General features: G+C 31.3%; 12 protein-coding genes. 3 read left to right on the plus strand and 9 right to left on the minus strand.

The window, feature by feature from the left end; genetic code table 11:
- Positions 1-58 precede the first annotated feature (58 nt).
- Positions 59-211 (plus strand): hypothetical protein, encoded by a 153-nt coding sequence (locus tag VLC96_RS08860; protein WP_325262228.1) that lies wholly within the window; start codon positions 59-61, stop codon positions 209-211.
- A 51-nt stretch (positions 212-262) separates the two neighbouring features.
- On the opposite strand, the gene VLC96_RS08865 is transcribed toward VLC96_RS08860, so the two are convergent.
- Positions 263-1588: a trigger factor gene (locus tag VLC96_RS08865; RefSeq protein WP_325262230.1), complete on the minus strand. Its 1326-nt coding sequence runs from the start codon at positions 1586-1588 to the stop codon at positions 263-265.
- Between the two features lie 258 nt (positions 1589-1846).
- Between VLC96_RS08865 and VLC96_RS08870 the strand changes: the two genes are divergently transcribed.
- Positions 1847-2737 carry a class I SAM-dependent methyltransferase gene (locus VLC96_RS08870; protein WP_325262231.1) on the plus strand — a complete coding sequence of 297 codons (891 nt, stop codon included), beginning with the start codon at positions 1847-1849 and terminating at the stop codon, positions 2735-2737.
- 69 nt (positions 2738-2806) lie between these two features.
- On the opposite strand, the gene VLC96_RS08875 is transcribed toward VLC96_RS08870, so the two are convergent.
- The 6 genes from VLC96_RS08875 to VLC96_RS08900 all read right to left on the minus strand — a co-directional run bounded on the left by VLC96_RS08875 (position 2807) and on the right by VLC96_RS08900 (position 9501).
- Complete coding sequence (locus tag VLC96_RS08875) at positions 2807-5350, minus strand: PAS domain S-box protein (RefSeq protein ID WP_325262233.1); 2544 nt, start codon at positions 5348-5350, stop codon at positions 2807-2809.
- A gap of 280 nt (positions 5351-5630) precedes the next feature.
- A complete protein-coding gene (locus tag VLC96_RS08880; protein WP_325262236.1) occupies positions 5631-6440 on the minus strand; it encodes an MOSC domain-containing protein in 810 nt (269 codons plus the stop codon).
- A 111-nt stretch (positions 6441-6551) separates the two neighbouring features.
- Complete coding sequence (locus tag VLC96_RS08885; RefSeq protein ID WP_325262238.1) at positions 6552-7667, minus strand: pectinesterase family protein; 1116 nt, start codon at positions 7665-7667, stop codon at positions 6552-6554.
- A 165-nt stretch (positions 7668-7832) separates the two neighbouring features.
- Positions 7833-8168, minus strand: a complete 336-nt coding sequence (locus VLC96_RS08890) for a heavy metal-binding domain-containing protein (protein ID WP_325262240.1) — start codon at positions 8166-8168, stop codon at positions 7833-7835.
- A 174-nt stretch (positions 8169-8342) separates the two neighbouring features.
- Positions 8343-8687, minus strand: coding sequence for a phage holin family protein (locus VLC96_RS08895; RefSeq protein ID WP_325262242.1), 345 nt, complete (start codon positions 8685-8687; stop codon positions 8343-8345).
- Between the two features lie 52 nt (positions 8688-8739).
- Complete coding sequence (locus VLC96_RS08900; protein ID WP_325262244.1) at positions 8740-9501, minus strand: alpha/beta fold hydrolase; 762 nt, start codon at positions 9499-9501, stop codon at positions 8740-8742.
- Positions 9502-9707: 206 nt separating this feature from the next.
- Here VLC96_RS08900 and VLC96_RS08905 point away from each other — a divergent pair, with 206 nt between their 5' ends.
- Complete coding sequence (locus VLC96_RS08905; protein ID WP_325262245.1) at positions 9708-11063, plus strand: hypothetical protein; 1356 nt, start codon at positions 9708-9710, stop codon at positions 11061-11063.
- 50 nt (positions 11064-11113) lie between these two features.
- Here VLC96_RS08905 and VLC96_RS08910 read toward each other — a convergent pair whose 3' ends face one another.
- Positions 11114-11968, minus strand: a complete 855-nt coding sequence (locus VLC96_RS08910; protein WP_325262246.1) for a DUF4249 domain-containing protein — start codon at positions 11966-11968, stop codon at positions 11114-11116.
- A 3-nt stretch (positions 11969-11971) separates the two neighbouring features.
- On the minus strand, positions 11972-14259 hold a 2288-nt coding region (locus VLC96_RS08915; protein ID WP_325262247.1), incomplete at its 5' end, for a TonB-dependent receptor.

The raw sequence follows: 14259 nt of genomic DNA on the forward strand, positions 1-14259 counted from the left end.
TTGGTAAAAAAAAGCGACCAACGGAAGCTCTTTTTTTGCCTTACAAAAAAAGGCAGCAATGAAAAAACTTGTAACGGAAACCTGGACACGAGCGCAGCGAACTGACGCAGTAATTGCTCCTGAATATAATTCAGAATACAAACAAAAGAGCGTCAAAAAATACTTTCTGACGCTCAAATATAAACTATTTTATTCAGTTTTTAGTATATAGCTTATTGCCTTTTCGGCCATTTTGCTGGTTTACTAATTACCAAAAACTTATTTATTCTCCGTAAGAAGCAGCGATAAATTCTTCGTAAGTCACTTCTTTGGTAGTTGGGTTTGCTTTTTCTTTGAATAAATCCAACAATTTAGCAGCAACTACTTGGTCAGAAAGTCTTTTTACTTCTTCTTGGTTAGATAAAACTCTCGCTACAATTCCCTGAACTTCTTCGTCAGTAGGATTTGTTTGTCCAAATTGAGCCATTTGTTGTTTGATAGCATTTGTTGTAAACGCTTTCAAATCTTCAAAAGTGATTTGGATATTGCTTGTTGCCATTGCTTTTCCTTCGATCAATTGGAAACGTAAACCTCTTTCAGAACGTGCATATTCTACAACAGCCTCTTCTGGAGTTAATTTTTTTTCACCAACAGTTTGCAACCATTTGATTAAGAATTCAGAAGGCAAATCAAATTTTGTGTTTTCGATCAAGAAATCCTGAACATCTGCTAATAATTTTTGATCTGCTTGTTGAGCGAATTGAGCTTCAGCATCTTCTTTGATTTTTGCTTTCAAATCTTCTAAAGAAGCAACTTTTCCTTCTCCGAATAATTTGTCGAACAATTCCTGGTTCAATTCAGCTGGCTCTGAAACATTGATCGCGTTGATTGTAAAATCAACATCAACAGCTAAAGTATGAACCACATCATGACCAACTTTCAAATAATCCATCAATTGGTGATCATCTTGGAATAAACCTTGAGTATTTACAGTTACTACATCTCCAACTTCTTTTCCGATGAATAAATCAGCAGTAGCTTTATCTTTGAAAACATCTAAAGAAAAAGTGGTTTTGTTATCAATTCCGTTTTCAGCATTTACAAAAGTTCCAGTTACATCAGCATCAGCAGTCACTTTTTCAACTGGATTTGCGTTACCAAATTGTTTTTGGATACGTGCTACTTGTCCATCGATTAATTTATCATCAGCAGTAACTACATATTTTATAATATCATTTTTAGCTTCCAAGTTAATTTCAAAGTTTGGCACTAAACCAATTTCAAATTCGAAAACCAATTCTTCAGCATTCCAATCTAAGTTTTCGTTTACTTTAGGAAGTGGAGTTCCCAAAAGGTTTAATCTTTCAGACTGAATAAAACGCTCCAATGCTAAATCAACAACTTTCTTTACCTCTTCTTGTTTGATTGCTTTACCATATTGTTTTTCAACAAGATCTTTAGGCACAGCACCTTTTCTAAAACCTTTTACTTGTGCCAAAGGCATTTTTTCATTGATTCTTTTTGCTACTTGCCCTTTGTAATCCATGTGAACAACTGTCATTACAATCGTTTCATTCACAGCGTCTATTGCTACTCTTTTGATATCCATCTTCTTCTTTATTTTACATTATAAAATTGGGTCGCAAAATTATGAAATTTTTGCAACTCTAACAAGTATTTTAAGATTTTGAATTTCAGAGGAATTTGATGATGTTTTATGCCTTTGGGCATGCTCCTGCATAAAACTTCGAGGTCAAATAAACTATTACATTCTTATAAGATTTGAATTTGTAAAGAATTGTTATACATTAGCTTAGGCAAATTATATATCTGAAATTTGAAGCAATTAATTGGATAACGATTATTAATGAAAACAGATAAAACAAGTAGAACTGCTCAATATATGGCTTTATTTAGAGCATTAGAAAGTCAACGCAACTTGAATGACCGTTTGTTTTCAGACCCGTATGCTATTTACTTTCTGGAACCAAGCTTGAGATTTGCAGTTCGATTGTCTAAAAATCCACTTATTAGAAAATACATAAGCAACATTATAAGTAAAAAAATTCCAGGAGCTTTTTCTTCAGGATTAGCCAGAACAAAATATATTGATGATTTATTGATAACATCAATTAACGCTGGTGTTGCACAAGTAATCATTCTAGGTGCTGGTTTTGACACAAGGGCTTTGCGCCTTAATTTACTGAATTCAATACCTACAATAGAAATTGACCATCCAAACACTTCAAACTTCAAAATTGAAACATTTAAAAAACGGATTGGACAACCACCAAAAAACATTACTTATTGCCAAATTGATTTTAACAAACAGAATCTCGAGCAACTAGCACAAGAACATAATTTTGATTTTACAAAACCGACCACGATAATATGGGAAGGCGTGACTAATTATTTAACAGCCGATGCTGTAAACAAAACATTTGAATTTATTTCTAAATTTCCAAAAGGAAGTCATATCATTTTTACATACGTTCATAAAGAAATTCTCAATAATCCTTCTTCATTTCTTGGAGGCGAAAAGCTTTTAAAAGATCTGGAAAAGCTTGAAGAAAGATGGACTTTTGGCTTTATGCCGGAAGAACTGACCAGTTATTTAGCACAGTTTAACCTAAAACTTCTAGAAGATTTAGGCGCAAAAGATTATCGTAAAATATATTTACCTGAAAGGAATGAAAATGGTTATGAATTTTATCGGGTTGCATTTGCCAAAAAAACAGTAGACAAAAACTCAAATTAAATTGATAAATTTAAATTTGATTACAAATTCTCAAGGCTTTTTGAATCTTACTCTTTGACTACTTACTGTTTATGCAACATTTGGCAGAGAAAAATAAAAAGTAGTTCCGACTCCAACCTCACTTTCAACCCAAATTCTTCCGCCGTGTTTTTCAACAAATTCCTGACAGAGTTTCAATCCAAAACCAGTTCCTTTTTCTTCATTAGTTCCTATTGAAGTAAATAATTGTGCTTTGTCAAATATTTTACAAATATCATTTGCCGCAATTCCAACTCCATTGTCAGCAATGGAAATAATAGTTGTTTCTGGATTTTTTTTAGCTAACAAACTAATTTTTCCTCCTTCGTGGGTAAACTTTAAGGCATTGGATATTAAGTTTCTTAGCACTACAGCCAGCATATTTTTATCGGCATAAACCTCTAATGAATCTTCGCAAAGAAATTCAACTTCGATGTTTTTGGAAGTTGCACGCAATTGCAGTAATTTAATAAAAGATCGACCATCTTCTCTAAAATTAATTTTTTGTGGATTAAATTCCATTTTACCCGACTTTGCTGTAGCCCATAAAAGCACATCATCTAATAGTTTTGAAGTTCCTTTTGTGGACTGATATACCAAATCAATTATTTCTTTAAATTCATCAATAGGCATATCATCAAAATTTGATTTAATGACATCCAGCAAAGCAATAGTTGAATTGACCGGGCCTCTTAAATCATGTCCCAGAATAGATATAAACCGATCCTTGTCAAGATTTAATTTTTGCAACTCCAACTCTACCATTTTACGTTCTGTAACATCTTGTATAATGACATACAGAATAGGCTTGTTATCGATATAGTGACGTGCTAATGTTATTAGCAAATGTAAATTCATTCCCAATTTATGACGCCCGACAAGTTCCATATTTTGAATAAAATCTTTTTCCTTTAAGATTTTTAATATCTTATCACGATCAATCAAATCTTTGTATAATTTTAATTCCACCGGGCTATTTCCTAAAATCTCCTCATTACTATATCCAAAGATTTTTGTGGCTGAAGAATTGGCTGTTAAATATTTACCTGATTCCTCGTCCTGAATAAGAATTGCATTAGGACTGGAATTAAATGCAAATGCAAATTTTTCTTGGGATACTCTCAAGGCTTCCTCACTTCTTTTACGATCTGTGATATCTCGAGCAATCCCAAATAAACCAATAATTTTACCTTTCTCATCTTTAATAGGGCCTTTCGTTGTCAAAAAGACAACTTCACCAGTCATTGTAGTCAATTGTTCTTCAAAAGTTTGGGTTACTCCAGAAGTCATAATTTCTAAATCCTTCTCCATTGTAATTCTTGCTGCTTCAGGCGCAAAAATGGATCTATTATCTTTCCCTAAAAGTTCTTGAGGAGTTTTATTGGCTCTTTTTGCTACTGCAGAATTAAGAAACAAATAACGGCCATCAAGATCCTTAGCAAAAATCCCGTCAGGCAACCCTTCTGCTATGCTTTCAAGTAAAAACTGATTTTGTTGCAAATCGGCTTGTGCCTTTTTTAAATTTGTAATATCCAATTCGAAACCATCCCAGCATATTGATCCATCTTCTAAAACAGTTGGTGTTGATACAAACTTTGAAACACGAATGGTACCATCAGGATTAATCATGCGCACTTCACATCTGTAGGGAGATAAATTTTTTCTGGATTCAATTTCAGCGTCTAATAACACCTGAATATCCTCTTTTACAATACGGTCAAAAATGAGGGACGGATTAGCTGTTCCTTCTTCAGGCGAAAAACCATATATTTTTTTAAATGAATCACTTAAATAAGTAAACTTTCGAAAGCCATTTTCATTGGTAATAAGACGGAAGATCATCCCTTCAGTCAAATTCTTGCTTACTGATGTTATAAGCGATTCTTTTTCAGATATTTGAATACTTTTTCTGAAATTTTCGTTAAGTGTTGAAGTCAAACGATTGGTCAATTGAGAGACAGAATCAATTATAACATCAATTTCAGTACTGTGAAATGATTCTGGTTTTGTTATCTCTTTATCTGTTTCAATTGAACGTACCCAATTTCTTAAAGATGAAAGAGGATTAATTATCACCTTTTTTAATATAAAAAACTGTATAATGGCTAGAATTATAAAAAAGAAGGTTAATTCAAGAAAAAACTTCTTTTTTAGCTCTTCAGTATATTTTTCTAATGGTTCATTATTAGTGTAGAGAACAACTTTTCCAATTTTTTTTCCATGATCGAGAATCGGTCTCACAATTGAATCCTGATTCAAATTGATCAATTTATTGCTGTTAATGCTATAGATGCTATCTTTTACACGCAACACACCTCCGTATAGAAGGTTGCTTTGATTTACAATCTGGATCGAATGAATATTATTATCCAATGCTTCAACATTGATATAAGATTTAATTAAATCTAAATTTTTATCTATAATCGGCTTTTGAGAAAGAGCAGCTAAACGTTCGCATGCACGAATGTTATTTTGTTCTAATTTATCTTTCTCATATTGGGTTCTAATATGGATACCATAAAAAAAACGTCCAATAAAAACTACACATAAAGAAATAAAAATATAAACTAAAATCTGATTGGATATGGACTTCATATAATGCACATAAATACTTACTATGTTTAAAAACAATTAATTGCAAAAAAATATCACCCCTCTTTTTTGCTAAACTATCTTGAAAAACAACAACCAATCTTTGTTAACAATATTTGTACCAATTATATTCAAACTAAAAAAAATCGATTATTATTTGTTTGGCAATTTATTTTAGGCACCAAAAAAATAAAACCGATTCTATGAATTCTCTCAAGCACAGTAAACAAAAAAAGGAATGATTTACATTCCTTCTTTTGTTTACTATTATACTAAGCTAAATTTATTTACTCGTCAACACTTTAATTTCATCTCCTACAGACACTTTACCTAACCCGAGACCAATCACGTTTTGACCAAACAAAACTTTATTTCCAAAGTTTCTAAATTGAGCTAATGTTTTTAAAGGATCTTTACCTGAAACCACACCTTTTTCCTGATCAACAGTAGTCATTACACAACGGTCACAAGGTTTAATCCCAACAAAAGAAACATTTCCAATTCTGAAATTTCGCCAAGAATCTTCTTCAAAAGCTTTACCATTTGTAAAAACAAAATTAGGTCTGAATCGATTCATAGGAACTTTTTGTTCTAAACGATTATTTAAGTCATCTAACGAACTTTGTCCAATAATCAAAAACGGATATGCATCTGCAAACGAAGTAATTTCCTCTCCTGAAATAGCATAATCAGGATCAACTTTTCGCTCACTTTCATCAGGCATATAAACCAGACGGGCAGAAAAACCTAATAGTTTTGTGAACCAATCTGAAATCTCAGAACTTACCTCAAAAGCGTCTATAGTATCTTCCCAAACAGTAACTTTGATTAATACATTCTCAGTAGGATGGATTGGAATTGCAATCGATTCTGAAAGTTTTCTGTGCGTAATTTTTAAATTATCTCCATCAATTTCAGGTTTAAAAAGTGCTAATTCCGGATGTTCTCTTTGTGATATAAACAAACCAGTTTCATCAACCAATAGCCATCTCCGATCCAATTCTAATCCACGATCAGTAACATTAGAACTTTGCAATGAAATACCACCTAATGACTTTACCGGATAAACCCAAATTTCAGAAAGTTTCAACATATTTTATTTTTTATCAAATCTACAAATTATACTTTTTGCGTTTTCGTTTTAGTCAACACAAAAATGTTCAACATAGATTATTTTATTATAAAATTAAAAAAAGATAAACCATTAAAATATCTTTTTAAGAAAAGAAGCTTCTACTTTAATTTCATCTTCATCTCTATCCGGTAAAATAGAGTCACATTTATCACCTTTTATATGAGGATTCCAATCCCCTTCCAATTTTATGGCCGAAGTAGTATTGGCTGCGAATATTTTTTCTTTGTTGTATAATACCGATTCGTTATAACTAAGTATATGTGTCCAAGGCAAGCGGGTTTTAGGTTTGTATCCTGGTCCGTAGCAATTGTATTCAGCATAATATGAAGTCTTCCAGTTATCAAATCCTTTTTTGGTTTCATCTTTTGTCCAAACACCCCAACCATCCGATTTAATTGATGATCCTTCATAACAAAACAAATAAACCACACGAGATCCGTCACCCCAAGGTCTTCCTAAGGTCACACTAGAAACAATTTCTCCAGGATATCTGATAATAGCACAATCTTTGAAAACAAAACCATATTTGTTTTTATCAACCAATTGATTATTAGCAGTTATATGAGAATCTTTTCTAACGCGGATCAAACAATTTTCAAATAGGGCGATTCCTGCACCAAAAATAAAATCGGTAGTTCCGTCGATAATACAATCTTTTACATACGTTCTTTTATTGTCTTTGAGAAAAAATGTATCCTGAAAACCAGTAATTTTGCATTTATGAAAAATATTTCTGTCTCCTGTAAGCATTAAGGCTACACCTTGTCCATTTGTTTTGTATTGGTCTAATCGATGATCAATAGTGTTTTCGAAAGTTATATTTTCAGCAATAAAATCATCAGCGGCAATTAACACGCTAAAACTTTTATCAGTCCCATTAACTTTTGCACTACAATCATCAAAAGTAAGAATGGTATTTTTATAGGATTCTCCAATCAAAGTAACATTCTTTTTACTGGATACTAATGTGAGTTTCTCTTTGTAAGTTCCGGCTTTAACAAAAATAACGGTACGTTCTGGATTATTATCTTTTACAGCATTAAAAGCTTCTTGTACACTGGTGTAATGACCAGAACCATCGGCAGCCACAATAATATCATATTTATCTTTGTAGTTTTTGGCAAAACTAGTGTTTGCCGTTAAGAATGCTAGTAGTAAAACCAGCTTCAAAATTGGATTTTTCATAATGTGTAGGTTTTTTTGTTTTTGTTTTTTTGGTTTGTGGGAATTGTAATTAATATTTTTTATGTCACTTTTACAATAATAAAACTATATAATGACTTTGGGCTTCAATTTAAAAAAAACAGCCTTTCAAAAGGCTGTTAGAAAAAAGAATATATAAAGGCTTTATTATTTTTTTTCAGGCTTTTTCTCAGTCAATGCCATTCCGCATTTTGGACATTTTCCTGGTTTATCTGATGTTGCCCCATCCATTGTGCAAATATATTTTTTGTCTGCAACAACTTTTTGAGTTTCTTTTGTAGCTTTTACTTTTTCTTTGCTTGCTACCAAATCCATTCCGCATTTTGAACACTTCCCTTTTTTGTCACTTACTTCTTTCGGATGCATCGGACAAGTATACACTGTTTTTTGAACTTCTTTTTTAGGAGCTGAAGCTGTAGTTTGTGCCGAAACAGCATTTCCCATTGCAAAGAATAATGTGAGTGCAATAATTAATGTTTTCATGATCTATATTATTTTAAATTAAACAATTTCCTAAATTATTTTCAAGCAAAAAGCTGTATTTGGTTTCTGTTGAATACCAAATACAGCTTTCATTTTTTCATTTTAATTCTATTTTTCATTTTCAACAAAACTACAAAATCTTTGTAATTAAATTGAAACTAATAAAATCAAAATCTATTTATCTCCTCCTATAATAGAATAAGCAATTGATTGTGTTAAAGATAAAATTATACTAAAAAACATTGCAATCCAAAATGAATCTACCGTAAAACCGCCAACTATTTTCGTGCACAAAAGTATCACTAAAGCATTGATTACCAGTAAAAACAAACCTAAAGTCACTATTGTAAAAGGTAGTGTAAGCAAAACCATTACTGGCTTAATAAAAATATTAAGCAATCCTAAAACAACTGCAACCAACATGGATGTATAAGGTCCGGCAACATGAACACCAGGCAAAAAGTGAGCAATTCCAAAGACCAGCGCTGCAGTAATAATTATTCTTAAAATTAAATTCATTGTACAACTTTTAAAATTTTAATAAATATAACAAATTTTATATTCTTTTTAATTATTTTAGAAAATCACTTACTAAATCATAGAACATCTGCGGATTTTCAGCATGTAACCAATGCCCAACATTTGGTATGGTCTCAAAAAATGCCGAAGGAAAGTGTTTTTTAATATCTTCAAAATCACTATCAAGAATATAATTAGAATTACCTCCTCGTATAAAAAGTGTTGGCTTTTCAAATACTTTATCAGCCAGTAATGCTTTTCCTATTTCTTCGATCTTTTCATTAAAAACTTTCAAATTAAAACGAAAAGCTAATTGTCCAGGCTCTTGCCAAAATAAGCTTTTCATCAAAAATTGACGGGTTCCAAAATCTGGAATGTAATTTTTTAATATATCCTCTACTTCATTTCTGCTTGGTTTTATAGAAAAATCAACTGCATTTAATCCAGCCAAAATATCCTGATGATGTGGTGCATAATATTTTGGCCCAATATCAGCAACAACTAACTTATCAACAAGATTAGGATGAGTAGTTGCCAAAAGCATGGCCGTTTTCCCGCCCATCGAATGACCAATAACATCAACTAGTTCCAAAGCATTTTCCCGACAATAATCATAAACATCCTGAGCCATGATTTCGTAACTAAAATCATCCGAATGAAAACTACGTCCATGATTTCGCAAGTCTAATAAATGAACTTGGTAGCCATCAGCTACAAATTGAGCTCCTAATGTTTTCCAGTTGTCAGACATTCCTAAAAAACCATGGATTATTAGTAAAGGTTTACCTGTACCTTCAATTTTTGAGTAAAGCATTTTGTTTAATTTAATTTTGCAAAGGTAGAACTTATCTATAATCTATATTATAATTTTTTTAGTATAACTCAATAATTAGATCATAAAAAAAATTTTACAAATCCATTTCAATTTTAACAAAATCAATCAATCTAATACTATACTTTTGCGCTCAAAAACCAAATCAAATAACTTTTGATTTAATAATTCATTTTAAACCTAAACCTATGATTAAAAAGTTACTTTTTATGTCGTTAGTTCTTTCGCAACTAACAATTTCATGTTCAAGCAGTGATGACAACGATCAAAATGATGATCAAACCGCAACTGACCAATCATTAGCTGAACAAATCGCTACCATTACTAAACAGCCTTATTCTAATTTAACTCCTGACCAACAGAAAGTAAAACTTGAATCAGAAGCTAATGAAATGTTGGTTCAACTAGATAAAACAAAAAAACTAAGTGCGATTGATGCAATAGAAAATTTGAACCGTTTATTAGACATTAGCACTGTAGACATTTTTAATGGAAAAAATGATAATAATGTAGAAGACATTATAAATGTTTCTGGTGTTTATGGAATTTATACTTGGGATAATTCAGGAAAAAAATGGATTAAAACAACTTCATCAACGGAATTGAAATTTGTTTTCCCTGCAAAAGAATCTTTAACAACAAACAATGCTTCTTTTTCTGCAAATAGCGTATCATCTACTGTAAAAGTTCCTGTTGAAGACTCTTACAACTGGCAAACGAATGTTGAAACAAATGATTATTTCTTTTTGCCAACATCAACAGACGCTACATTAACTATTGACGGTACAAAAGCAGCTACTTTTGCTCAAACTGCTAAATATTCAAATGGAAATGAAGTTCCTAATGAGTTTGGCTACAAAATGACATTAATCGAAGGTTATACTTGGGAAATGAGTGGTACAAAAGGTACTGAACCTACTGCAAAAGCTTCTTTTACTTATAATGGCAAAAGCTTAATTAACTTTAATTCTAGAAGTACAGCAAACATTGATGAATTATTAAAAGAAGATGCTTTAGCTAAATACAGAGGTACTGCTAATGGATTAATTACATTGATGGACAATTTTGTGATTGTTGCAGATATGGACTTAGCTACACAAGCTAGTGATGAAGTAGCTTTAGAAAAAAGTAATCCTGAGCCAATTTATCCAGACTATAATGATGCAAAAGCAAATTACAAAGCGTTCTATACAGCTTTAAATGCTTACTACAAAAAACAATCTGAAGGTGATGTAGCTAATTATAACAAAAACATGAAATTAATTTTGGTTTCTAAAAAAGACGGAACTAAAATAGCTGATGTTGTTGCTCGTTCAGAGAAAGATAGTTATAGTTATACTTTTAACTTACCTGTTTGGGATTCTTCATATGGTGGTTATTGGAATTGGGGTCAAGGAGAGTCATTTACTCAAGTATATTACAACGAAGTATATTACTTAAGATTCAATGATAAAACTGAAGTTGAAATGAGTGCTTATTTCTCAACTGGATTCACAAATTTCGAAACTAAATTCGAAGATTTCATTACAGCTTTTGAAAAATAATCTTTTTTAAAATTTGATTTAAAGCCGGTTTGAAAATATTCAAATCGGCTTTATTTTATAGGAGCTGTTTTTAATATTAAAGTGCTTTGACCATAACCAGCCCAAATTCCTAAACCTCCTTTTATATTTGTTTTTAAACTTGTAGTAGAAGGATAAATTGGATTTTTACTATTTACAATTTCGTTTTGCCAACTATTCCAGAAATACAATGCGTCTTTGTTTTGAGTTCTTAATTTAACATAAATCACATCACCATCTGTAAAATAAGGTGTGTATTTTTTTTTAGGAAAAAGTAAAATTCCTCGGCTAAACTGCATTTCTACTGACGATTGTTGGAAATTTTTATCGTCTAAATTTCCATAAAGAGCAGGAACAAAAACAGGCTCTTTTTCGTCAATTCTTGTAGCAACCTGATAATAATTTTTTTCGTTTACTGGATCATCAAATTTTACTAAAACATAACCGGTAGTATCTGTTGGATTACTTTTTACATATTCTACATTTTGAAGAGGAACACTTTTAGGAATTGTTGTTACTGCATTTATTACATGATCCAAATATTCAATTTTCAATGAATATTCTTTCCCTGCTTTTCCTTTTATAATTGATCCAAAATAAACAAATGGAGGAACTCTGTTTTTATCATTTTTTACTCTTAAAATCTCAGAAGTTTGACCGTCAGAAAGTGTAACTTTTGCAGAGCGAATAACATGATCCAAAATATTTGTAGAATCAATAACATTAGTAACAGGAATATTAGTTGAGAGCAAAACTTGCGCAAAGTCATCTTCCTCAATCCATCCTTCAACAACAATTTTAGACTCCTGATTAATTTGTTCATTAAAATTATCTTTAGAACAACTTACTATTATTAAAGTCAAAAGAAGTAAAATATATTTTTTCATCATTTAAAATTTAAATCTCCAACTTATAGAAGGTAATATTCGATATAAAACTTTGTTCTCCTGTTTAGCAAATAAAGCATTTTTTGCACTGTTCTGCTGAAGGCTCAATACAACATATATTGGATTTTCAATATTAAAAACATTGTAAATAGAGAAATTCAATGCACTTTCTTTTTTACTGGATCTAAAGAAAAAGTAATTTATAGAAAGATCAGTTCGGATATAATTTGGCATCTCTGCATTGTTATATTTTGAATATTCTTTGACTGGATTATTATTTATAAAATACCAAGATGTGGGCAAAGTGTACCGATTACCGGAACTAAATATTTGAGTAACTCCAAAATTCCATTTTGCATTTAAATCATACATTCCTACAAGCGAAAGGTTATGTCGACGGTCATATTTAGCAAAATATGTTTCACCGTTATTTAATTTGTCAAAGTTTCTATCAGACCAGCTCAAAGTATAACTCAACCAACCATTAAATTTTCCATTATTTTTTCGCAACATCATTTCGAGACCATATGCTTTTCCTTTTCCTGACAACAAATCATTTTGCAGAGTCGTAGTTTCGTTAAATTGTGTTACACTAAATGGGTATTCGAGTAAATCTTTCATCAAACGATAAAATCCTCCAAAGGATGAAACCAAGTTTTTTGAAATAATTTGATTAGAACCTACAGAAAATTCATTAGAGGATTGTGGCTTAATTCCATTTGAGGCAGCAAACCAAAAATCTGTTGGTATTCCGACATTCGAAGTTGTAATTAGACTTAAATATTGATATTGCTTATTATAGGTAGCATAAAAAGAATATTTTTCATTCGCAGTATAATTTAAGACTACGCGAGGCTGGAAATGCAAATACGAATCGGTCGTTGATCCAGATATATAATAATTAATTCTAAGTCCTAATTCGGCATTTAAATGTGGAGTCAATTTGGGTCTGATAGTTGTAAAAACAGCAACTTCGTTAGCATCGACAATATTATTTTGTGAATTATTATTAGCTCCTGATAAATTTTCAATATTGATTTTTTGTGGCTGTAAATGATGGTATGCGTATTGCAAACCCGATTCAAACGGAATCTTTTTTATTAAATAATTAAAGGAATTATTAAACCCAAAATCCTTTACATAAGAAGAAACTCCAAATTGAATTGAAGCCTGCTCCATATCCAAGTCATTAGAATATTGACTAAAATACACTGCATTTGACATGCTTGATTTTTCCGAAAATGTGGTTTTTAAAGATGGCGAAACAGTAAAATTACTCCATTTTAAACTTGTTTTTAAATCAAAATCGGAGTCCTTAATTTTAAATATATCCGAGCTAACGAAAGCGTCAATAGCAAACAGATTTGCTTTTGAAATTTGGGATAAAAAAGTGAAATTCCCATCAGAAAATCCATATCGCGTGTCTTCAACTTCATTGTTTTTAGAACCACTATTCATCAATGGCATGATAATTTCATCAATGTATGTTTTTCTTCCCGAAATATAAAAACCTGTTTTTGTAGAAATAGGGACTGCTAATGTCAGTTGCGATGCCAAAATTCCAACATTTCCCTGAATAATTGTTTTTTGTGGGATTTTCTTATCTGGTATTAATAAAGTGGTAGAGCTCAAACGTCCTCCATATTTTGAATTGGAACTAGATTTATCAAATTCAAATTCCTTAATATGATCTGTGTTGTAAAAAGGAAAAATACCCAACAAATGTGACATTCCATAAATTGGAGTTCCATTATACAGCATGGCATTATGTCCAGGATCTCCTCCTCGCACATATATGTAACCGTTAGCTTCTCCCGAATTTTGAACTCCCGGTGTTAATTGCAGAATTTTGATAATATCTGTGGTTCCCAGAATGCTTGGAACAGAGGCCAATTCCTTTGAAGTAAAAGATAATTTACCTCCGGATAAAGTCGATATAGTTTCTTTTTTGTCATTAGTTATTACAACTTCTTTCAAAAGTGAAGCCTCTTTTTCTAAAACAATTGAAATTACGGTGTCTTTTTTGCAGTCAAATTGCATTCTTTTTTCAATAAAACCCAAATGATTGATTACTAATTTAACTTCGCCTAAAGAAACACTTTTAGAAAAATTCCCCAAGGCATCTGTTACTGCATAATAATGCTCATTATCTACTGTTAAAAAAATATTTACTCCAATTAAATTTTCATTTTCAGAAGATTTAATAGTGCCGTTTATAGCGGCTTTTGATTGTGCAAATAAATTTGAAAAACAAAAAAAACAGAAAAAAATAATTGACTTCAGCACATTGA

The sequence above is a fragment of the Flavobacterium sp. genome, from assembly GCF_035456085.1.
In the GTDB taxonomy this organism is placed as follows: domain Bacteria; phylum Bacteroidota; class Bacteroidia; order Flavobacteriales; family Flavobacteriaceae; genus Flavobacterium.